The sequence below is a fragment of the Acinetobacter sp. HY1485 genome (assembly GCF_027568475.1).
Taxonomy (GTDB): Bacteria; Pseudomonadota; Gammaproteobacteria; order Pseudomonadales; family Moraxellaceae; genus Acinetobacter.
This window is the reverse complement of the sequence record NZ_JANKZG010000001.1, coordinates 69,668-93,100: the sequence shown is the minus strand read 5'-3', so window position 1 is coordinate 93,100 and position 23,433 is coordinate 69,668. Positions and strand designations below refer to the sequence as shown.

The following is a 23,433-nucleotide window of genomic DNA, read 5'->3' as shown; positions in this document are numbered from 1 at the left end:
ATACTTACTTTCAGTTTGCCTATATTATTTTAAATGCTTAATCATAAAAAGCTTTTCTTATCATATTATTATCAAAAAATAATATTTGACTTATCAGGTTATCTTATGATTAAAACCTTCTACAAAAATAAGGTTTATCTTCTGCAAACCAAGCGATAAAATAACCCGTTAAAGATGAAAGATTGGAAATGGAATATGACCAACAGCCGTAAGCCAGAACAGGGCGTTAAACTACGCGGTGCAGACAAAGTTTCTAGAATTCCTGTTAAAGTCATTCCTACCGTTGATGTACCACGTAAGCCTGACTGGATACGGGTTAAAATGACTGCACCAGAAGAAGTGCAACGTATCAAAACTACCCTTCGCGCACAAAAATTACATACCGTGTGTGAAGAAGCAGCCTGCCCTAACCTACCTGAGTGTTTTGGTGGAGGCACAGCGACCTTTATGATTATGGGTGATATCTGTACGCGTCGTTGTCCATTTTGTGATGTGGCACATGGTCGTCCAAATCCACTTGATGAAAACGAACCGCGCCACATGGCCGAGACCATTGCAAACTTAAAACTAAAATATGCCGTTATTACCTCGGTAGACCGTGATGACCTACTAGATGGTGGTGCACAGCATTTTGTAGATTGTATTAAAGAAGCGCGTGCATTAAGCCCAAAAACATTACTTGAAATTTTAGTCCCTGATTTTCGTGGACGTATGGAAACTGCGCTACGTATTATGACTGAATGCCCACCTGACGTATTTAACCATAATATTGAAACTGTGCCACGTTTATATAAAGCGATGCGTCCGGGTTCAGACTATCAACATTCACTCACCTTACTCAAAATGTTTAAAGAGTATTGCCCTGATATTCCAACAAAATGTGGTTTGATGGTAGGTATTGGTGAAACAGAAGAAGAAGTTTTATCGTTACTTGATGACTTGCATGCACATGGTGTTGACTATGTCACGATTGGACAATATTTACAGCCTTCTAAAGAGCATGCTGCGTTAGATCGCTTTGTAACGCCTGAAGAATTTGAGCGTTATGCCGAGCATGGACGTAAACTTGGCTTTAGAAATATTTGGTCTGCTCCGATGGTACGTTCAAGTTATTTTGCAGATCGTCAATATTACGGCGAGCCTGTACCTGAAGTAAGACGCAAAACACAACGCAAAATTGATGTTGTAGAAGCATAAAAATTAACGCCCTCTCACTGAGAGGGTATTTTTTTACGCACAATAATGTTACCTTATAACATATCATTTTTTTTAGATTATGTCAGTGCAAAATTCTCAACGTCTTCATGCAATTGATGCGTTACGTGGCTTCGTTATGCTTATTATGATGGTTGACCATGTGCGTGAAACTTTTTTCTTACATCAACAAGTACCCGATCCTATGGTCGTAAGCGAAACAGAACCAAGTCTGTTTGTCAGCCGTTTACTGGCTCATTTATGCGCACCTGTTTTTGTTCTTTTAACAGGGCTGTCAGCCTATTTGTATCAAAACAAAAATAATAACCTTAAAATGACGCGTGAGTTTTTATTAAAACGTGGATTTTTTCTTATTTTCTTAGAACTAATTGTTGTCAACTTTGCTTGGACAGGACAATTTCCGCCACAAGTGGTTTATTTACAAGTCATTTGGGCAATTGGGTTAAGTATGATTTCACTCGCCCTTTTAATTGGTTTACCCAAAATGTGGCAGTGGATTCTTGCTTTAACCATTGTGTTTGGACATAACTTACTCGATGGCATTCATTTTGATTCGGCACTGTGGAATATCTTACATGACCGTGGTTGGATTCAAGTGAGTGAGCATTTTAAAATGCGTACCTCATACCCTGTATTGCCTTGGATTGGTGTGATCTTATTAGGTTATTGCTTAGGCTCTGCATGGTTTAAAGAAGGAATCAGCGTTGCTCAACGTAATCGTAAAATTTTATATACTGCCTTAGGCGCTATTGGGCTATTTTTTGTATTACGCTTTATCAATATTTACGGCGACCATGCTTGGCAAGTGATGCCAACGGCACTACAAACGGTGATGAGCTTCTTTAACCTAACAAAATACCCACCTTCTTTGTTCTTTATTTTATGGAATGGTGGCATTGGTTTACTTCTATTGTTACTACTACAACGCTTTGAGTTTAAACCATTAGTGATCTTTGGCTCAGTACCTATGTTTTATTATATTTTACATCTTTATGTGCTCAAAGCGCTGTACCTCATTGCCGTACAACTGTTTGGCTTAAATCACGGTGCTTATTTTGGTGTTGACCATGTATATAGCGTTTGGCTGATTGCCATTTTTCTTTGTTTGGCGCTTTATCCTGCGGTTGCTTGGTTTTCTAAATATAAACATCAAAATAAGCACATCAAGATGTTAAAATATTTTTAGTATCTTAATACCGAGCCTTCTTATGAGTAACCGTTTTTATATTGAAACCCCATTAACGTTAGGTGAATCAATCTTACTAAACGAAACCGTTTTTCATCATTGGGTTCGGGTATTACGTGCAAAATTAGATGATGAAGCCATTTTGTTTAATGGACAAGGTGGCGAATATACAGCTCGTTTAACTGAAATTAATAAAAAAAATGCCACTGTTGAAATTATACACTTCAATTTAGATAACCGTACACCAGCGTTTAACGCTACTTTAGGGCAAGTCATGTCTAAAGGTGACCGAATGGATTACGCTATTCAAAAAGCGGTTGAGTTAGGGGTAAGTCAAATTCAACTACTCACAAGTGACCGTTGTGAAATGCGCCTAAAGTATGACCGAGATCAAAAGAAAATTGATCATTGGCAAGCAGTTGCTATTGCTGCATGCGAGCAATGTGGTTTAAATCAAGTTCCTCAAATTCTTGCACCACTGCCATTACAAGAATGGTTAACCACCACACTACCTAAAACGCGTTTAGTTCTTGCGCCTAATAAAGAAAAAACCAATGTATTACAAAATGCTACGACAGATATTGCCTTATTGATTGGTCCTGAAGGTGGTTTAAGTGAAGCCGAAATTACAGCTGCAAATCAAGCTGAATTCAAAAATTGGTGTATTGGCGAGCGTGTACTGCGTACAGAAACCGCACCTGTGGTTGCATTATCAATTTTAAACTTTCACTTCTCTTAACTTTTCTGTTATAAATTATTCTTTAAAATAAGAATAGAGGAGTTAAATTTTGCATGCCTTTTTCACCTCGGCAATACCAACATTCAAATGCGTTTGCCGTTCAAATTAGAAATACGCTACGCTTTCTCCCCTATTTTATAACGGGTACAATCATGCTGATTAGCTGTATCTCTCTACAGCTACATCACTTCTTTATGTATCTACTTGCAAGCTTAACAATACTCATTGGGTTACTCGTTTTTTCAAAAACACTTTTAATTCACCAAAGCCAAAACAGACAACATCAATTTATCAAAATTACTGTTTTTATTATTGGTTTGATCATGGGTGGTATTCAGTTACTCGCTTATACTTCTTTTTTATTTTTAATGGTTTATGCTATTTTAAGCCTGATATTTTTAACCCAACGCTTAACTTATTTTTTAATTAATTTTATACCAGCTCTTTTACCTTTAGTGGTTGTTTATCCTCTCGATTTTCATTTATTTTTTTTGGCTATTATTGCCACAGCTATTCCTATTTATACTTTACAAAGTCGTTTAACTAAAACAACCCTTAAATATCAGAATTTATTAGACAAAAAGAAAAGACAAGCCACATCTAAAAATAATATAATCAAAAAACTGCAAAACAATCATCAACAATTGCAAGAGCGTTTAGAAAATTTAGAAATTACACGCTGTCAGACCCAAGCTTCATTTAATATGGTTTCAAATACATTACAAAAACAAAACTCTATTCTTTCAATGACCAATAATCTGACTCCTGTTAAAACATGGGAATGGGATATGGTACAAAGTATTTTTAAAGCAACTCATCATGAAGCCATTATTTTGCGCAATGACACGACAATCGAAAAATATTTAGAAGGAGTCATTCATCCCGATGATATTGATCACGTAGTACAAAACCTCAAGCGTTATTTTTTAAAAGACACTGAATTTTTCAAATGTGAATATCGTATAAAAAATAATGTAGGCGATTGGATTTGGATCTCAAGTATAGGACAAATCATTCAATGGAATACCTTTACCCATGAACCCTTGTATATGGTAGGCGTTTTTCACGATATAGAGGTGGAAAAAAAGGCACAAGGACAAATAGAGTATTCAAGTAATATTTTACAACACATTGATGTGGGCGTGGTCACGCTTGATCAAAACCTTTGCTATGTTGAGGCTAATCCATTTTTTTATAAAATGACAGGTTTAGAACCCAATGCAATTTTAAACAAAAAGATCTTCGAAATTGCAGATAATTACCGTCCTCAGCAGCGTAGTTTACATTTTTCTATTACTGATCAAATTTTAAAAAAAGCACAGTTTACAGGTGAATTTGAAGAACATTTCACCCATGGGAATACTCTTTACATACGCTGTCATATCAATGCAATCCGTGACCATCAACAAAATATTGTGCAATATGTAGGTATATTCTCCGACTTAACCCAATACAGACAACAAGAAAAACGATTATCTTACTTAGAAAATCATGATGTCATTACCAATTTACCTAATCGTTTTGCTTACAATTATAAAACTTACGAATTTTTTATTAGTCACCAAAATAGCGTTCATCAAATTGCTATTATTCGCCTTGGCATAGATCGCTTCAATGCTTTACATGCTTTTTTAGGTAATCAAGCGACATCAACTCTTCTCAAGAAGATTGCACAACGTTTGCGTATCAGCAACCCGAATGCATTTATTATTGCGTATTTAAATCGCGAAGATTTTGTATTGGTATATGAGCTCAATCATATTCAACCAAGTATTCAGTCATTATGTGAGCAAATTTTAGAAAGTTTTAAAGCACCATTTTCTGTTGAAGAACATGAACTCATTTTAACGTTGTCAATTGGGGTTGCAATTTATCCCGATCATAGTCAGAACTTTGAAACGCTGAACCAGCAAGCACAACAAGCCCTTAACCATGCTCAACAACTTGGTGGTGATAGTGTGCAATATTATTCAACTACACATAAAACGGCATATTTACCTGACATTCACTTAGAAAATGAGCTTCATCGTGCACTTAAAAATAATGAACTAGAACTGTACTACCAACCCAAAATCGACACGCAACAACAACGTATTTTCGGTTTTGAGACTCTTATTCGTTGGAACCATCCAACCAAAGGTATATTGTTACCCGATCAATTTTTACCTGCTGCCCAACAAACCAGTATTATTTCAGAGATTGGGCAATACGTATTAAAACATGCCATTATACAACTCAAAAAATGGCAAAATGAAGGCTTACCTTTAATTCAATTATCCATCAATATAGATGCACAACAACTTTATCGTGGGCAACTTTTAACACATTTAGATCATCTTCTTGCCAAATACAACATTAACGGACAATACCTAGAATTTGAAATGACTGAGTCTTCTCTTATAGAAAATACAGATTACGTACAACGTGTTTTGCAACAAATTAAGGTTCGACAAATTAAACTGGCACTAGATGATTTTGGTAAAGGTTACTCATCATTAGGTTATCTAACTGAGTTTCCATTTGATGTTATTAAAATTGATAAACAATTTGTTCAAGATTTTGAGAATCCCCGTAAAAATGCCATTTTAAATGCCATTATTGCAATGGGAACGGCAATGGGGCTAACGCTTATTGCTGAAGGTGTTGAAACGCAAGAACAACTTGCTTACCTTCAAAGTAAACAGTGTCATATTATACAAGGTTACTTATTTTCAAAACCTTTAAAAGCCAATGATGCCACTTACTTTATGCAAAATTTTCATAATTAAGGCTTTTTTAAGCATCTTTGCAACTGTGCGAATGGGTTCAGTAGTGTTATATTTAAAAAGTCTATCCCAGTCTTATGGCTAGATTAACCCGTAACTAACGAGATTCAAATGGACGAAAAAACATTTAAACAGCAAGCTTTAGACTATCATGAATTTCCACACCCTGGAAAAATTAGCGTTACGCCAACCAAGCAATTGGCAAGCAAACGTGATTTAGCACTCGCATATTCTCCCGGCGTTGCTGAACCTTGTTTAGAGATTGCCCGTGACCCCTCTGTGGCTGCCCGCTACACTGCACGTGGTAATTTAGTTGCTGTTATCACCAATGGTACAGCCGTTTTGGGTCTTGGAAACATTGGACCTTTAGCCTCTAAACCTGTAATGGAAGGTAAAGGCGTTCTATTTAAAAAGTTTGCAGGTGTAGATGTTTTTGATATCGAAATTGCAGAAAACGATCCAGATAAAATTGTGGATATTGTCGCTGCGTTAGAACCAACATTTGGTGGTATTAACTTAGAAGATATTAAAGCGCCTGAATGTTTTTACATTGAGCGTAAATTACGTGAACGCATGAATATTCCTGTGTTCCATGATGATCAGCATGGTACAAGTATTATTGTAGGTGCAGCATTACTCAATGCACTTAAAATTACCAACAAAAAAATTGAAGATATCAAAATTGTTGCTTCTGGTGCAGGTGCTGCAGCACTTTCTTGCTTAAACCTAATTTGTGCATTAGGGGTTAAAAAAGAAAATATTACTGTTGCTGACTCACGTGGTCTTATTACTACTTCACGTAGCAATTTAGATGAGTCTAAAAAGCAATATATGCAAGACATTCCACAAACTCAGTTACACGAAGTAATTGAAGGTGCAGATATGTTCTTAGGTTTGTCAGCAGCAGGGATTTTAACCAAAGAAATGGTTAAAACTATGGCTGAAAATCCAATCATTTTTGCTTTGGCAAATCCAGATCCAGAAATTTTACCTGAGCATGCGCATGAAGTACGTCCAGATGCCATTATGGCAACAGGTCGCTCGGATTATCCAAACCAAGTAAATAATGCACTTTGTTTCCCATATATTTTCCGTGGCGCGTTAGATGTAGGTGCAACTACAATTAACGAAGAAATGAAAGTAGCATGTGTACATGCAATTGCAAAAATGGCACATCTTGATACAGAAGTAGAAGGAACAGCCGTATCATTTGGTCGTGATTACCTGATCCCAGGTCCTCTAGACAACCGTTTAATTGCAGAAATTGCACCTGCAATTGCACAAGCAGCAATGGATTCAGGCGTTGCAACACGCCCAATCGAAGACTTTGACGCTTACCGTAAAACACTCGCTCAACTCGTTTAAAAGCTTGTGTAAACCTCTATTCTCATGCATGATAAATGTTAAGAATAGAGGTTTTTTATGCGCGTTTATTTAGTAGGCGGTGCTGTTCGAGATCAATTACTTGGGCATCCCTATCACGAAAAAGATTACGTTGTGGTTGGAAGCACACCACAAAAAATGTTGGATCAGGGCTATCAACCTGTTGGTCGAGATTTTCCTGTTTTTTTACATCCTAAAACAAAAGAAGAATATGCACTTGCCCGTACAGAACGAAAACAAGGACAAGGCTACCATGGCTTTGAGTTTTATACAGACCCAAGTGTTACTTTAGAGCAAGACCTAATCCGCCGAGATTTAACAATCAATGCAATTGCACAAGACGATGCAGGGCATTTATATGATCCTTACGGTGGCGCACAGGATATTCAAAATAAAATTTTACGCCATGTATCAGATGCCTTTGTAGAAGACCCACTACGCGTATTGCGTGTTGCACGTTTTGCTGCACGCTATGCACAATATGGTTTTGTTGTGGCAGAAGAAACACTTGCTCTTATGCGCACTTTAGCAACATCGGGCGAATTAGAATGTTTAACGCCTGAACGTGTATGGAAAGAAACCTCACGCGCGCTTATGGAAAAACATGCCGATGTTTATTTTGAAGTATTACGCCAATGTGGTGCGCTCACAGTTTTATTCCCCGAAATTGATGCGCTTTTTGGAGTGCCTCAACGCCCCGAATATCACCCTGAAATAGATTGTGGTATTCATACACTCATGTCACTGCAACAAGCCTGCCAACACAATTACAGCTTAGATGTACGTTTTGCCGTACTTGTACACGACTTAGGTAAAGCACTAACCCCTGTCGATGTGCTACCAAGGCACATTATGCACGAGCAGCGCGGTATTGAGCCTGTAACAATGCTTTGTGAACGCTTTAAAGTACCCACCGCTACAAAACAGTTTGCACTAATTGTATGTAAAGAACACCTTAAATGTCATCAAGCCATGACATTAAAAGGTGGAACACTATGGCGTTTACTCCAACGCTTAGACGTTCTTAGACGTCCCGAGCGTGTTATTGAGTTTATTCAAGCTTGTGAGTGTGATGCACGAGGTCGTTTAGGACTAGAAAACCGTCCTTACCCACAAAAAGATTATTTACTTAAAGCAATGGAATGTGTTCGCAACATTAAAGCCAAAGACCTTCCAAGCTATGTAAAAGGTCCTGACATTGGCGAGCAACTCATTAAAAAACGCATTTATGAACTAGACCAACTTAAGCGATCTCAGCAGGAAACGTAATCACATCTGCTAGCTTAAGCTTTTGTTGTGCAATCATCAATAAACGATCTAATCCTAACGCAATGCCTGAACATTCAGGCATATGAGGTAATGCTGCTAATAAGTACTCATCTATTGGCATTGGATTTAGACCTAGTTTTTTACGCTCGCTATTATCCGCTTCAAAGCGCAAACGCAACACATCTGCATCAATCAATTCATCATAGGCATTTGCAAGCTCTAACCCGTCAATATATACCTCAAAGCGTGCTGCAACCTGCTCGTTGTCATCATTTAAACGTGTTTTTGCCAAAGACGCCATTTCAGGTGGAAAATCAGTTAAAAAGACAGGTGTATCAAAGCCTAAACTTGGCTCAACCATATGTGAAAACAGTAAATCCATATACCCTAAACGATCATCACCCAAATCTATATCTAGTCCAACACGTTGCGCACAGGTCTTTAAATCTATGAGTGTGGCTTGTAAAGGGTTAATATCTAAGCGGTCTTCAAAAGCATGTTTATAACTTAAAACCACAGGGCGGGTTACACGGTCCCCTAAGCACGCTTGTAACAGATCTGAAGTTTCATGCATTAAGTCTTTTAAACTCAACGCAGGGCGGTACCATTCCAACATAGTAAATTCACTGTTATGTTTACGCCCATGTTCATCATCACGGAAAACCTTACAAATCTGATAAATTGCCCCACTACCACTTGCCAATAAGCGTTTCATTGGAAATTCAGGCGATGTCTGTAAATAATGTGTTTGTGCTTTACCTGCAATATGTCGCTGTGTTTTTACAGATGCCAAATGTACATCGGTTACCCCTGCTTTTGACAAAATAGGCGTTTCAACTTCTAGAACATTTCGCTCAGCAAAAAATTGACGAATAGTCGCATACATACGGGCACGGGCTTGTAGCGCACTTAAGCCACAAGTAGGTTGATAGTTCATGCAATATCTCCATGTGATGCCCATTCACGGCGTAGCGGATAATTTTTTCTTAAATCATCAAAAGCACTTTGCTCTACAACACCATTTTTTAAACAAGCACGCAAATTGGCATCATCTTGTGCAATATTATATAAACGCTTTGGTTGTTCTAAGACTGTTTTAAGCTCACCAAAATACTGCTGACAACTTGGAAGCTGTGTTCTAAAATCTTTAATTTTTGGACGTTGATAAAATTCACAAAATTGGTCATATACCATTTGTGTACCACGCGCTTTACCCTCTAAGCTATAACCTGCAATATGAGGCGTTACTAACGTCACAGCATCTAATACAGCTTGAGAAATTACAGGTTCATGTTCAAAAACATCTAACACCACTTTGCGCTGTGTGTATTTGATATCTTCTAATAAAGCCTGTTCACTAATTACCGCACCACGCGCACTATTAATAAGCACTGTATCGGGCTTCATTTGTTTAAACGTCTTTTCATGAAATAAATGATACGTTGGATAATCACCTGTTTTGGTGAGGGGTACATGAATAGAAATTGCATCTGATTGGCTTAGAAGTTCTGCCCATGTTGTTTTTGTTATAAATGGGTCATAAGCCACCACATTCCAACCTAGACGTTGTGCAAGTGCAGATAACCGCTTGCCTACATTTCCTAGCCCCACAATGCCTAATGTGATGTTCTGATGCAAAAATTTTGGATTAACGTGTAATAGTGCAGTGACGACATACTCAGCAACAGCTTGTGCATTACAGCCTGCTGCATTACACCATTTAATTTGTTGTTTTTCTAAATAAGCAATATCAAGATGATCTGTACCAATGGTTGCACTCCCCACAAATTTAACGTGGCTATCTTTGAGCAACTTTTCATTTAGTTGCGTGACAGAACGTATTAATAAAGCCTCAGCATCTTTGGCTTGTAATGTACGTCCTGCACATTGCTCTACTTCAAATTCTTCAAAAAAATATTCTGTAAATGCAAGGTTCTCATCTGCAATAATTTTCATGCATTAACACCTAAATTCTATGATCATACCTAATTTTAGATATAAAAAAACCCCTGCTTGTGCAGGGGTTTTAGAATTTGGCGGAAGCGGTGAGATTCGAACTCACGGTGGGCTATTAACCCACGTCGGTTTTCAAGACCGGTGCATTAAACCGCTCTGCCACGCTTCCATGGGGTGTATATTACAAAGACTTGCTTTTTCAATCAAGTAATTTATTGATTAAACGAACATTTAATCATCAAAAAATCAAATTTTTACTGTTTCTCTAGATTGATGGTGCAATTTTGCAACAGAAAACACATAAAAACATGCCAATAAGCTTAAAACGGCTGCTGTCATTAACCAAAACGCAGGTGTACTGTTACTACCCGTATGTTGCACGATCATAGTTGCAATCACAGGTGTTAAACCACCAAACACAGACGTTGCCAAACTGTAGGCTACAGAAAAACCAGATGTCCGTACAGAACGTGGCATAATTTCGGTAAGTGTTACTACCATTGCACCATTGTAAAAGCTATAAATTAAAGAAAAGCAAAAAAGTACCATCAACATATGTGCCAAACTTACATTAGCAGTTAACCAACTGAGTAATGGATAAGCACAAAATAAAATAAGTACAGACATACCTACAAGCATTGGCTTACGTCCAAACTTATCTGACAACATACCGCCAATAGGGAGTAAAATAAAATTACTGATGCCCACCATAATTGTCGCAATTAAGCTATCTGCTATTGAAAGATGTAATACTTCGCGTCCGTAAGTTGGCGTATAAACCGTAATAAAATAAAACATCGTGGTGGTAGTTGCTACCAATAACATCCCTGCTATCACTACTTTCCAATTTTCTGCCAATGTTTTTAAAATTTGTTTTGTGGTTGGATGTTCTGTACGTGACGCAAAATCTTCTGTTTCTTTAAGATTTCCACGCAAATAGAAAATAGCAGGAATAATTAAACACCCAATAATAAAGGGAATACGCCATGCCCATTCTGCCACTTGTGCAGTAGTAAACCATGTACTAATACCAAAACCGAGTAAAGCGGCAAAAATTACAGCCACTTGCTGACTTGCTGATTGCCAACTGGTCATAAACCCTTTGTTATGTTCATCTGCAATTTCAGACAAATATACAGATACCCCACCCAGCTCAACACCTGCTGAGAAACCTTGTGCCAAACGTCCCACTAAAATCAAAATAGCAGCGGCGATACCTAACGTGTCATAACCTGGGGTAAATGCAATAATTAAAGAACCAAAAGCCATAATACTCAAGGTTAGCATTAAACCTTTACGGCGACCCAAACGGTCTACATAAGGACCCAATACGAGTGCGCCAATTGGACGCATAAAAAAACTAACTGCAAAAATCAGAAAGGTTTTGAGCAAAGCGGCATATGCACTATCTGAATGGAAAAAGGTTTCTCCAATAAATTTGGCATAAAGTCCAAACAAGAAAAAATCGTATTGTTCTAAAAAATTCCCGCTCGTTACATTAAAAATTGAACGTATACGGGACTCTTGCTGTGCTTCTTGCATGGCTAGCCCTCCTTTTATCTTTTTAAAATACAGATAAAATAGAGCAATTGTTGTAATATTAGCCTAAAGTCTAACTAACGTTTGTCTAATGAAAAACGCCCTGGGCCTGCTACGCTTAATAACAAAAATCCCCCCATAATACTTATATTTTTATAAAAGTTAATCATATTGGCATGTTGTGCATCACCTATCATTGACCAATACGCGTGTCCCATCAATGCAGTGCCTAAAGTATAAAATACAAAAATTAAAGCAAGTGGACGTGTATAAAAACCCACCATAATGGCAAGACTTGCAATAACTTCCATAAATACAGCAATGCCTGCGGCTAGAGTTGGTAATGGTGCACCTAATGACGTCATATAACCTACAAATCCTGAAAAACCTGCAATTTTAGGTAAGCCAAAAATTAAAAAAAGTGCCACTAATAAAATACGGGCAATCAACAAAATCAAATCTTTACTGTGTCCAAATTCTAAATAACGCATTGTTTTATCCTTGATATTTTTTATTAGTTTAATTTTTATTTATTACAAAAAAAGCGATATTTACATATCGCTCTGTTGCATTTATGAAACAATCCCCCATATGGGGGAAATGTTTAATCGTTATTTGGATCAGGAAAACTTAATGTTTTACCTTCAGTTTCTTCACGATTTAAATGTAAGAACATTAAATGACGTTCATATTTATCAAGTACATCATTAATCACTTGTTCTTTGTTGTAACCCACTAAGTCATTGTTTTGACTACCTTCGTATAAAAATGTTTCTAAACGATAGTAGTGTGCTTTATCGCGATGTTGCTTACGAATACTAAACTCAGGTGTTTTATAACGTTGCGGCCAAATTTGGTAAATAAAATTCTGCTCGCTCTTCATACCAATGGTTAAATCGATATGATACAAATCAGGATCATCATCTAACGCTTTAACACTTAGTGCTGCATCTGTACCTTTTTGATGTAGCTCTTTAACTACCTCTTCAAGTGCAGGCTTACACACATTTTCAAGCATAATCAGTGTATTTTGACGCCCAGGGTGATGCATCACGCGTGATAAACGTTGTTTCCAATTTAAAATATCAACATTCCCTGCTACAGGTGCTGCATTAAGCGAACGACTTTGCGAACGGTAATCTTCTAAACGTAATGACTTAAATAAGCCCGCCATCACAAACATCATCACAAAGCTAAATGGTAATCCCATAATCACTGTTGCTTTTTGCAGTGTTGTTATTCCATCTGTCATCAGCATTGCAAGTGTAAGGACTGCAATTACCATTGCCCAAAATACACGAATCCAATTAGGCGCATCGCTGTTTACATCATTTAACTTGTATGTGAAATTACCTAGTACAATCGCACCTGAATCGGCAGACGTTACATAAAATAGTAACCCTGTCACAAATGCAATAAATGCCGTAAATTTGAACAATGGATAAAATGAAAGTAATTTATAAAACCCAAGTTCTGGTCTTGCTAAAATTTCTTGCGCAAACTGTAAGTTACCATGAATAATTTCATATAACGCGCTATTACCCATCACAGATAACCAAGCGAGCGTAAATACAAAAGGAATAATCAGTGTACCTGCAACAAATTCACGGATAGTACGCCCTTTAGAAATACGTGCTAAAAACAAGCCAACAAACGGCGACCATGCTACCCACCACGCCCAAAAGAACAGTGTCCAATCTTTAATCCATTGCGATGAGTGTGGGTCTTTATCTTGATTATAAGCAAACGTATCTAATGTCATTGCAGGGAAACGACTAATATAATCGCCTACATTTAATACCAATGAATTTAATAAAAATTTGGTATCGCCCATAAATAAAATAAACAATACTAAGCCAATAGCAAAGTATACGTTCATTTCAGACATGAACTTAACACCCTTATCTACCCCTGTTGTTGCAGAAATAATCGTCAACACAACAGCTAAAATAATCAGTCCAAATTGAACAGATAAGCCTTCAGGTAGACCAAATAAAGTGGTTAAACCATAATTGAGTTGGACAACACCAATACCACAGGTGGTTGCAATACCAAAAATAGTACCCAATACAGCAGCGATATCTACCAAATGCCCAACAATACCATTTATACGATCTCCAAAAATTGGATATAACGCAGAACGAATGGTTAAAGGTAAATTATAACGATAGGCAAAATAACCTAATGAAATACCCACTAGCGCATACATACACCAACCTGTTAAACCATAATGGAAAACTGTCCATGTAATGGCTTGGCGTGCAGCTTCAATGGTTTGCCCTTCTCCTACAGGAGGTTGCATGTATTGTGTAATTGGCTCTGCAACCGAGAAGAACATTAAGTCAATCCCAATACCTGCTGCAAACAGCATGGCAGACCAACTCATTAAACTAAATTCAGGCTTTGCATGTTTGGGACCTAATTTAATGTCGCCATAACGAGAACATGCCAAAAATAAAACAAAAACAATATAAATAGATGCCGCTGCAAAATAGTACCAACCAAACGTAGAACTTACCCAATCAAGAACAAGGTCTAAGGTGGTTGCCGCTGCCTCATTAAACATAATCGTTAAAAACGAAAAAGCTAAAACAATTGTAGCAGAGGTAAAAAATACCGTGCTATTAAGCTTATCCTTAGGCGATGCGGAGGAGTTATCTTGGTTCATAAAATCCTCTTATTATTTAAAATGAGTACACAACAATGTGTAAAGATGTGCTTTCAAAGCAGTAAGATATAAAGTAAAACTTTAAAAAAGATGTATGCATTCTTGCGCTTAAGAATACATTTTAAACGTACAAAAAACCACCTTTTATATTTCTACAATTGAAAACAAATATAAAAATAAGCGTAAAAACAATAATTTAATGCTTTTATGCTTATTTTCTTACCCCCATCATACAGCCCATTGATTGAACGTTCAATCAATTTGGGCTATTCTATATTTAAGCGTTAAATCACAAAGCACTTATGACTACGAGCAGAGTTAAACCTGAACATGTTCGCCGAGAACAAATTATGAATGCCGCATTTGAGGTAATTTATGAACTTGGCTTAACACATACAACGATAGCCAAAATTGCAAAACAAGCAGGCTTATCAACAGGTATTGTGAGTCACTATTTTGGTGATAAGCAAGGTCTCATTAATGCGTGTATGCGCAACATGCTCAACAATCTTCGTGTAAAAACAGAACAGTACAAAGCAGATGTAAGCCGTACACCAAGCGCCCAAATTAAAGCGATTATTGATTCAAATTTTGATATTAGCCAAACCAACCCTAAAGCAATGCGTTTATGGCTTGAATTTTGGTCGGCAAGTTTGCATACCCCTGAACTGCAACGCCTACAAAGAATTAATGATCAGCGCCTTCACTCTAATTTAAGACATCATTTTCTTAAATTAATTCCCACCGAGCGTGCCAATGTTGCCGCACGTGGCATGGCAGCTTTAATTGATGGTTTATGGTTACGAGGCAGCTTAATGAGTCATCATCATGATAACTTTGATACTCAACAAGCACGCTCAATTGCTTACAACTATTTACAAATGCAAGTGCAGGAGAATAAAGATGAGTAAACTTTATATTCACGGTCAGTACGTAGATGCAACCAGTGGTAAAACATTTGAAACTGTTAATCCTGCCAATGGTGAAGTATTAGCAACTGTGCAAGCAGCATCACAAGAAGATGTTAATAAAGCTGTAGAAAGTGCACAAAAAGGTCAGAAAGTTTGGGCTGCTATGACAGCAATGGAACGCTCACGTATTTTACGCCGTGCTGTCGACATTTTACGTGAACGTAATGATGAACTTGCAGTGCTTGAAACTCAAGATACAGGTAAGGCTTATTCTGAAACTTCAACTGTAGATATTGTAACCGGTGCAGATGTTTTAGAATATTACGCAGGGCTTGCAACAGCCATTCAAGGCGATCAAGTTCCATTACGTGATACGAGCTTTTTTTATACACGCCGTGAGCCATTAGGTGTGGTTGCAGGTATTGGTGCATGGAACTATCCAATTCAAATCGCACTTTGGAAATCTGCCCCTGCACTCGCTGCAGGTAATGCCATGATTTTCAAACCAAGTGAAGTAACTCCTCTTACTGCCCTTAAACTTGCCGAAATTTATACAGAAGCAGGCGTACCAAACGGCGTATTTAACGTGGTACAAGGTTTGGGCGAAGTTGGTGCAATGTTGTCTGAGCATCCTGTTATTGAAAAAATCTCATTTACAGGAAGCGTGCCAACAGGCAAAAAAGTGATGGCAAGTGCAGCAAGCTCATCGCTGAAAGAAGTAACCATGGAACTTGGTGGTAAATCTCCACTTATTATTTGTGATGATGCCAACATTAACCAAGCGGCAGATATTGCCATGCTTGCAAACTTCTTTAGTACAGGACAAGTATGCACAAATGGTACACGCGTATTTGTACCGCGTGCCATGAAAGCAGAATTTGAAGATGCAATTTTAAAGCGTATTAAAAACATCCGTATGGGTGATCCAATGGCTCAAGACACTGATTTTGGTCCATTAGTAAGCTTCCCGCACATGGAAAAAGTCCTGTCTTACCTAGAAAAAGGTAAAGAACAAGGTGCAACACTATTATGTGGGGGTGAACGTGCAAAAGATTATCCAAACGGTGCTTTTGTAGAACCAACAGTCTTTACAGACTGCACAGACGATATGGCAATTGTACAAGACGAAATCTTTGGTCCTGTCATGAGCATTTTGTACTACGACACAGAAGAAGAAGTAATTGCACGTGCCAATGACACCATTTATGGCTTAGCTGCAGGTGTTGTCAGTCAAAATATTAATCGTGCACATCGTATTATTCATCAAATTGAAGCAGGTATTTGTTGGATCAATACATGGGGCGAATCGCCTGCAGAAATGCCTGTCGGTGGCTACAAACAATCTGGTGTTGGACGTGAAAATGGGATCTCGACTCTACAACACTATACTCGTGTGAAATCAATCCAAGTTGAAATGGCAGCGTACGAGTAATTTTAAGTTATGGCACACACAACGACACTCCAACGCGGTGTGTGCCTTTTTTATTGCTAGCACAATAAGGATACAATCATGGCAAGTTACGATTATATTATTGTGGGTGCAGGTTCGGCAGGTAACGTTCTTGCAACTCGCCTTACAGAAGACAAAGATACAACCGTTTTACTTTTAGAAGCAGGTGGACCAGACCACCGTATTGATTTCCGTACACAAATGCCTGCGGCATTGGCTTACCCACTACAAGGGCGTACGTATAATTGGGCATACGAAACAGATCCAGAACCACATATGAATAATCGCCGTATGGAATGTGGTCGTGGTAAAGGCTTAGGTGGCTCATCTTTAATCAATGGGATGTGCTATATCCGTGGTAACGCTATGGATTTAGACGGTTGGGCAAAACTTAAAGGTCTAGAGAATTGGACCTATGCAGATTGCTTACCGTACTACCGCAAAGCAGAAACACGTGATATTGGTGAAAATGATTATCACGGCGGTGAAGGACCTGTTAGTGTTGCAACACCTAAAGCAGGCAACAACGTTTTATTTAAAGCGATGATTGATGCGGGTGTAGAAGCAGGTTATCCACGTACAGACGACTTAAACGGTTACCAACAAGAAGGTTTCGGTCCAATGGATCGTACTGTAACCAAACAAGGGCGTCGTTCTAGTACAGCGCGTGGTTATTTGGACATGGCAAAAGGTCGTCCTAACTTAACCATCATTACGCATGCGGTAACAGACAAAGTATTGTTTGAGGGTAAACGTGCAACAGGTGTTCAATTTTTACAAGGTAGCACAACTAAAACAGCTCAGGCACGTCGTGAAGTTTTAGTCTGTTCAGGTACTATTGCATCACCACAAATTTTACAACGCTCAGGAATTGCCTCTAAAGAGCTTCTTGCAGAATTTAATATTCCAACGGTACATGAGTTACCAGGTGTGGGTGAAAACTTACAAGATCACCTTGAACTCTATTTACAGTACGAATGCAAAAAACCTGTATCTTTAGCACCTGCTCTTAAACTACAAAACCAACCTGCTATTGGTGCCGAGTGGATGTTCTTAGGTACAGGCGTTGGTGCAAGTAACCAATTCGAGGCAGGCGGTTTTATTCGTAGTCGTCCTGAATTTGACTTCCCAAATATTCAGTATCACTTCTTACCTGTTGCAATTAACTACAATGGTTCAAAAGCCATTAAAGAACATGGTTTCCAAGCCCACGTTGGCTCTATGCGTTCACCATCTCGTGGTCGCATTCGTATCAAATCGTTAGATCCAAACGAGCACCCAAGCATTTTGTTTAACTACATGGCAACCGAGCAAGATTGGCAAGAATTCCGTGATTGTATCCGCATCACACGCGAAATCATGCATCAACCTGCTTTAGATGAATACCGTGGTCGTGAAATTAGTCCGGGTAAAGATGTAGTGACAGATGAACAATTAGATGAATTTGTGCGTACTCATGCAGAAACGGCATATCACCCATGTGGTAGTTGTAAGATGGGGGAAGATGATATGGCAGTAGTCGATAGCGAAGGTCGTGTACATGGTGTACAAGGTTTACGTGTGGTTGATGCGTCTATTATGCCAATCATTATTACAGGTAACCTAAATGCCACCACCATTATGATTGGTGAGAAAATTGCAGATGCAATTCGTGGACAAAAATTACCACGTTCTACTGCCCCTTATTTTAAGGCAGATGGCATACCTGTACGCCAACAACCTAAACGTGAATTTACACAAGATATGATCAAATAATAAAAAGCGACCCTCGGGTCGCTTTTTTTAAATCACCTGAGCAATCGCTTCAGCAACTTTATATACATTATTTTGATTTAGCCCTGCAACACACATACGACCACTACGTAATAAGTAAATTCCAAACTCTTCACGCAAACGGTCTACTTGTTCTGCATTTAAACCTGTATAACTAAACATACCACGTTGTTTAACTAAATAAGTAAAGTCTTGATTTGGTACACGTTTGTTTAACTCTTCACATAAAATAGTACGCATTTTTGCAATTCGCGTTGCCATTTGGCTAAGCTCTTGTTGCCAATTTTGTTTTAGTTCGTCATTTGTGAGTACACCACTGACAAGTTTTGCACCTGTAGTTGGTGGGCTTGAATAAATCTTACGTACAGTTGCTTTAAATTGACCAAGTACATGTTGTGCTGAGGTTGCATCATCACACACAGCTGTTAAGCCACCCACACGCTCGCCATATAACGAGAAAATTTTAGAAAAAGAATTACTTAAAATAAAGTTTGCACCCGCACGGTACAAGGCACGAATGGCATAGGCATCTTGCTCTAAACTTTCTGCAAAGCCCTGATAAGCAATATCTAAAAATGGAATTAACTCACGCTCAATTAATACAGGAATAATCTCATCCCATTGTGCTTGGGTTAAATCTGCACCTGTTGGGTTATGGCAACATGGATGTAATAACACCACATCACCTTTTGGAATTTGCTTTAAACAAGCCAATATTTTTTCAAATGCAACGCCATTGGTTTGCACATCAAAATATGGATATTCCGCTGTTTTAAAGCCTGCCCCTTCAAAGATTGCAATATGATTTTCCCATGTCGGTTGGCTTACCCATACCGTTGCTTGTGGAAAATATTTTTTAAGAAAATCTGCACCAACTTTTAACGCACCAGAACCACCTAAAGTTTGAATGGTGACTACACGGTCACTCACTTTTTCACCAAACAATAACGCTTGCGTTGCTTGGCAATATGCAGGCAAGCCTGACATTGGTAAATAAAGTTGAGCATGACTTTTATCAAGTTCAATTTGTTTAATGGCATCAAACTGTGGCACAACACCATCTTCGTTGTAATACAGCCCAATACTTAAATTTATTTTATGTGCACGCTCATCTTTTTGGAATTTTTCCATTAATGTTAAGATGGGGTCGCCTGCATAGGCATCTATATGCTGAAACATTATTTTTCCTTTATACCACGTTCCAATTTCTCTAAAATTGGACAGTCTGCGCTCTCATTACCTGCACAACATTGTGCTGTCTGACTCAGAATATCAACCATTTCTTGCATTTCAGCAATTTTTTTATTTAACTGATCAATATGTTTTAATGCAAGCTGTTTTACCTCAGCACTTTGCCGATGGTGGTTTTGCCACAGTTGCAAAAGCTCTTTAATTTGCTCAAACGAAAAATGTAAGCTTTTTGCATGTCGAATAAATTTAAGCGTCCGCACATGCTGATGTGTATAAACACGATACCCTGCCTCGGTACGTTTTACATGAGTTAATAAGCCAATTTCTTCGTAATAACGAATCATCTTTGCAGATAACAAGGTTTGTTGTGCAATTTGTCCAATGTTCATTTGAATGCCTTTAAACGTAGTGCATTAGTCAGTACAAATACCGAAGACAACGCCATTGCACCTGCTGCAAACATAGGTGACAACAAAATTGGGTACAACACACCTGCTGCGACAGGTATTAAAATAATATTATAAATAAATGCCCAAAATAAATTTTGATGAATATTTTTAATTGTAGCGTGACTCAATGCAATCGCTTTTGTTACCCCTGTTAATTGCCCTGACATTAACACGACATCTGCCGATTCAATGGCAACATCTGTCCCTGTTCCAATTGCAATACCTACATCGGCATGTGCAAGTGCAGGTGCATCATTAATACCATCGCCTACATAAGCAACTTTTCCATTTTGCTGTAATGCTTGTAAAGCGGTTACTTTTCCTTCAGGAAGAACTTCTGCCACCACATGGTCAATGCCTAACTGTTTGGCAATCGCTTGGGCTGTTTTTTGATTATCCCCTGTAATCATTGCCACTTTTAAACCCATTTGATGTAGGGCTTTAATTGCTTGTGGTGTGGTTTCTTTAATTGGATCAGATACAGCTAAAAGCGCAATCGCTTGATTATTAATTGCAACATATAACGGTGTTTTACCTGTTTGTGCAAGCGTTTGCGCTTCATTTTGATAGTCATCAATATCAATATTTTGCTGAGTCATTAAGCGATCTGCACCAATATATACAGTTTGATCATCAATTGTCGCTTGTATGCCATAACCTACCAGAACTTTTACATTTTCTGCTTTTGGCAACATTAATTGTTCTTTTTGGGCTTGTTCCACAATGGCTTGCGCAATTGGATGCTCTGAGTATTGCTCTACTGCTGCTATCCACGCTAAAACATCACGGCGGTCAAGGTCTGTTATCAAGTCTGTCAGTTGTGGTTTACCCTGTGTAAGCGTACCTGTTTTGTCTAATGCAACCGTTTGCACACTTTTGAGTTGTTGTAATGCTTCACCTTTACGAAACAGAATACCGAGTGCCGCCCCACGCCCTGTACTGACCATAATTGAAGTGGGTACAGCCAAACCCATCGCACACGGACAAGCAATAATAAGTACAGCCACTGCATTGACTAAGCTATATGTTAAAGCAGGCTGTGGACCAAAAATAAACCACAAAATAAAAGTAAGTAATGCAACTCCCATGACCACAGGCACAAACCACATCGTAATTTTATCAATTACATTCTGAATAGGTAATTTTGAACCTTGTGCCTGCTCTACTAAACGAATAATTTGAGACAACAGGGTATTTTCACCAACTGCTGTGGCTTTTACATGCAAGATACCTTGCTGATTAATCGTACCTGCAACCACTTGATCATCTTTTTGTTTAGCAACGGCAATCGGCTCTCCTGTTACCATCGCTTCATCTACAAAGCTCTGTCCCTGCGTTACCACAGCATCTACAGGGATTTTTTCACCCGGTTGAATCAGCAATGTCATTCCGACTTGAACTTGATCAACCGCAATTTGTTGATGGTTTTCTAAACGTGCGACCTGAGGTTGCATACCAATAAGCGATTGAATGGCTTGTGATGTTTTACCTTTAGCACGTGCCTCAAAATAACGACCAAGTAAAATAAGCACAACAATCATCGCTGCCGATTCAAAATAAACATTGACCGTATCTTTTGGTAAAAGTTGTGGCAAGAATGTGGCAATACATGAATAGCTGTATGCAGCAAGTGTACCGACAGACACCAAAGAATTCATATCAGGTGCAAAACGTGCAAGCGCAGGCAACCCCTTTTTGTAAAAACGGCGTGCAGGAAATATCAAAATAATCGTTGTTAAAACAAACTGAATATACCAAATTACATTTAAATACGGCATCAACGCCATATGTACAGCAGGAATAAAATGCGCTGACATCTCAACTAAAAAAACAGGGAGTGCCAAAATAAAAGCAAAGAGTAGATCTTTTTTTAAGTGAGTTGCTTCTTCTTCACGCGTATTAACTTGTTGTGTTTGTGGTATAGATGCATCAAACCCTGCTTTTTGAATTGCTTTAATTAATTCTTGAGGTTCAAGCAATGTTTGAATATGTGCCATTTCAGTCGCTAAGTTTACTTGTGCATTATTTACCCCTTCTAATTTATTGAGGGCTTTTTCAACACGTCCCACACATGAAGCACATGTCATGCCTTGAACTTTGAGCGATACGGTTTTAACCACATCAAACCCTGCCTTTTGTACAGCTTGGGCAAGAACTTGTTGGTTAATAGGCTGTAATACTTGAATGGTGGCTTTTTCTGTAGCAAGGTTAACTTGTGCATCGGCAACACTCTCTACTCTTTTGAGAGCTTTTTCAACGCGTCCTACACATGAAGCGCACGTCATCCCTTGAATACCTAATGTAATTTCAGGATAACGCTTTACGCCAAAACCTGTACGCTCAACAGCATCATAAAGTGTTTGGACTGATATGGGTTGTTCTGTTTGAATAATGGCTTTTTCGGTTGCAAGGTTGACCTGTGCATCAGTCACAGCATCTATTTTTTTCAACGCTTTTTCAAGGCGCCCCACACATGAAGCACACGTCATGCCCTCAATAGATAATGTATATTTTTTCATAGCCACAACTCAAATTTGAACAAAAACACCTTAAACCTTAACCCTATGTAAAGGTCAATTTTTTTATTGTAAACCTTGACCTTCTTCCTATGGAAAGGTTTACACTATCTTTGTCTCAAAATAGGACTTAAACGCATGAAATTCGAAATTTTAAATATGAACTGTGGTGGCTGTGCAAAAGGTGTAACAGCAACCATTAAAGAAGTCGACCCAAATGCAGAAGTAAATATTGATTTAGACACAAAATTAGTGGATGTGACCACAACAGCCAGTTTAGATGCCGTAAAATCAGCTTTAGAAGAAGATGGTTTTCCACCAACTATTAAGTAAAATTTTAGAGTGAGTAATAGTTAACCTATTACTCACTTTTTTACAAAAAAAAAATATTTCATTTAACCAATAAAAAACAATATGTTACAT

General features: G+C 38.2%; 17 protein-coding genes, 1 tRNA gene and 1 pseudogene. 10 read left to right on the top strand and 9 right to left on the bottom strand.

Annotation, left to right across the window (positions count from 1 at the left end):
• The first annotated feature begins 195 nt into the window (after nucleotides 1-195).
• From lipA to PCI70_RS00370, 6 genes and pseudogenes are all read left to right on the top strand, one after another.
• Entirely contained in the window at nucleotides 196-1,197 is a 1,002-nt protein-coding gene (lipA, locus tag PCI70_RS00395) for a lipoyl synthase (RefSeq protein ID WP_269913643.1), read from the top strand.
• 79 nt (nucleotides 1,198-1,276) lie between these two features.
• Entirely contained in the window at nucleotides 1,277-2,401 is a 1,125-nt protein-coding gene (locus PCI70_RS00390) for a DUF1624 domain-containing protein (RefSeq protein WP_269913382.1), read from the top strand.
• A gap of 22 nt (nucleotides 2,402-2,423) precedes the next feature.
• Nucleotides 2,424-3,140 (top strand): 16S rRNA (uracil(1498)-N(3))-methyltransferase, encoded by a 717-nt coding sequence (locus PCI70_RS00385; protein WP_269913381.1) that lies wholly within the window; start codon nucleotides 2,424-2,426, stop codon nucleotides 3,138-3,140.
• A 53-nt stretch (nucleotides 3,141-3,193) separates the two neighbouring features.
• A complete protein-coding gene (locus PCI70_RS00380) occupies nucleotides 3,194-5,908 on the top strand; it encodes an EAL domain-containing protein (protein WP_269913380.1) in 2,715 nt (904 codons plus the stop codon).
• Between the two features lie 108 nt (nucleotides 5,909-6,016).
• A pseudogene (locus PCI70_RS00375) lies at nucleotides 6,017-7,267 on the top strand (malic enzyme-like NAD(P)-binding protein); the annotation flags it as partial.
• Nucleotides 7,268-7,327: 60 nt separating this feature from the next.
• Nucleotides 7,328-8,557: a multifunctional CCA addition/repair protein gene (locus PCI70_RS00370; protein ID WP_269913379.1), complete on the top strand. Its 1,230-nt coding sequence runs from the start codon at nucleotides 7,328-7,330 to the stop codon at nucleotides 8,555-8,557.
• On the opposite strand, the gene epmA is transcribed toward PCI70_RS00370, so the two are convergent.
• From epmA to PCI70_RS00340, 6 genes are all read right to left on the bottom strand, one after another.
• A complete protein-coding gene (epmA, locus tag PCI70_RS00365) occupies nucleotides 8,532-9,494 on the bottom strand; it encodes an EF-P lysine aminoacylase EpmA (protein WP_269913378.1) in 963 nt (320 codons plus the stop codon). The two genes, PCI70_RS00370 and epmA, sit on opposite strands and share 26 nt — an antisense overlap.
• Nucleotides 9,491-10,513, bottom strand: coding sequence for a 4-phosphoerythronate dehydrogenase (locus tag PCI70_RS00360; protein ID WP_269913377.1), 1,023 nt, complete (start codon nucleotides 10,511-10,513; stop codon nucleotides 9,491-9,493). Before PCI70_RS00360 ends, epmA begins: the two co-directional genes overlap by 4 nt.
• 78 nt (nucleotides 10,514-10,591) lie before the next feature.
• Nucleotides 10,592-10,682 (bottom strand) — tRNA-Ser (locus tag PCI70_RS00355).
• 77 nt (nucleotides 10,683-10,759) lie between these two features.
• The gene (locus PCI70_RS00350; RefSeq protein WP_269913376.1) at nucleotides 10,760-12,055 is read right to left on the bottom strand and encodes an MFS transporter; all 1,296 of its coding nucleotides are present in this window, start codon (nucleotides 12,053-12,055) and stop codon (nucleotides 10,760-10,762) included.
• Nucleotides 12,056-12,129: 74 nt separating this feature from the next.
• Nucleotides 12,130-12,543, bottom strand: a complete 414-nt coding sequence (locus PCI70_RS00345; RefSeq protein WP_269913375.1) for a DoxX family protein — start codon at nucleotides 12,541-12,543, stop codon at nucleotides 12,130-12,132.
• A gap of 113 nt (nucleotides 12,544-12,656) precedes the next feature.
• Nucleotides 12,657-14,720, bottom strand: a complete 2,064-nt coding sequence (locus PCI70_RS00340) for a choline transporter (protein ID WP_269913374.1) — start codon at nucleotides 14,718-14,720, stop codon at nucleotides 12,657-12,659.
• Between the two features lie 302 nt (nucleotides 14,721-15,022).
• On the opposite strand from PCI70_RS00340, the gene betI reads away from it, so the two are divergent.
• The 3 genes from betI (at nucleotide 15,023) to betA (ending at nucleotide 18,836) form a co-directional block, all read left to right on the top strand.
• Nucleotides 15,023-15,631 carry a transcriptional regulator BetI gene (gene betI / locus PCI70_RS00335; RefSeq protein WP_269913373.1) on the top strand — a complete coding sequence of 203 codons (609 nt, stop codon included), beginning with the start codon at nucleotides 15,023-15,025 and terminating at the stop codon, nucleotides 15,629-15,631.
• Nucleotides 15,624-17,063 carry a betaine-aldehyde dehydrogenase gene (gene betB, locus PCI70_RS00330; protein WP_269913372.1) on the top strand — a complete coding sequence of 480 codons (1,440 nt, stop codon included), beginning with the start codon at nucleotides 15,624-15,626 and terminating at the stop codon, nucleotides 17,061-17,063. The genes betI and betB overlap by 8 nt, the downstream gene beginning before the upstream one ends.
• Nucleotides 17,064-17,141: 78 nt before the next feature.
• Complete coding sequence (gene betA, locus PCI70_RS00325; protein ID WP_269913371.1) at nucleotides 17,142-18,836, top strand: choline dehydrogenase; 1,695 nt, start codon at nucleotides 17,142-17,144, stop codon at nucleotides 18,834-18,836.
• Nucleotides 18,837-18,863: 27 nt separating this feature from the next.
• Here the strand turns inward: betA and PCI70_RS00320 are convergent, their stop codons facing one another.
• From PCI70_RS00320 to PCI70_RS00310, 3 genes are read right to left on the bottom strand one after another with little or no spacing between them, the layout of a single operon-like run.
• Complete coding sequence (locus PCI70_RS00320) at nucleotides 18,864-20,033, bottom strand: amino acid aminotransferase (protein ID WP_269913370.1); 1,170 nt, start codon at nucleotides 20,031-20,033, stop codon at nucleotides 18,864-18,866.
• Nucleotides 20,033-20,434, bottom strand: a complete 402-nt coding sequence (cueR, locus tag PCI70_RS00315; protein ID WP_269913369.1) for a Cu(I)-responsive transcriptional regulator — start codon at nucleotides 20,432-20,434, stop codon at nucleotides 20,033-20,035. Before cueR ends, PCI70_RS00320 begins: the two co-directional genes overlap by 1 nt.
• Nucleotides 20,431-23,013 (bottom strand): heavy metal translocating P-type ATPase, encoded by a 2,583-nt coding sequence (locus PCI70_RS00310; RefSeq protein ID WP_269913368.1) that lies wholly within the window; start codon nucleotides 23,011-23,013, stop codon nucleotides 20,431-20,433. The genes cueR and PCI70_RS00310 overlap by 4 nt, the downstream gene beginning before the upstream one ends.
• 135 nt (nucleotides 23,014-23,148) lie before the next feature.
• Here PCI70_RS00310 and PCI70_RS00305 point away from each other — a divergent pair, with 135 nt between their 5' ends.
• Nucleotides 23,149-23,343: a heavy-metal-associated domain-containing protein gene (locus PCI70_RS00305; RefSeq protein WP_269913367.1), complete on the top strand. Its 195-nt coding sequence runs from the start codon at nucleotides 23,149-23,151 to the stop codon at nucleotides 23,341-23,343.
• Nucleotides 23,344-23,433: the final 90 nt, after the last annotated feature.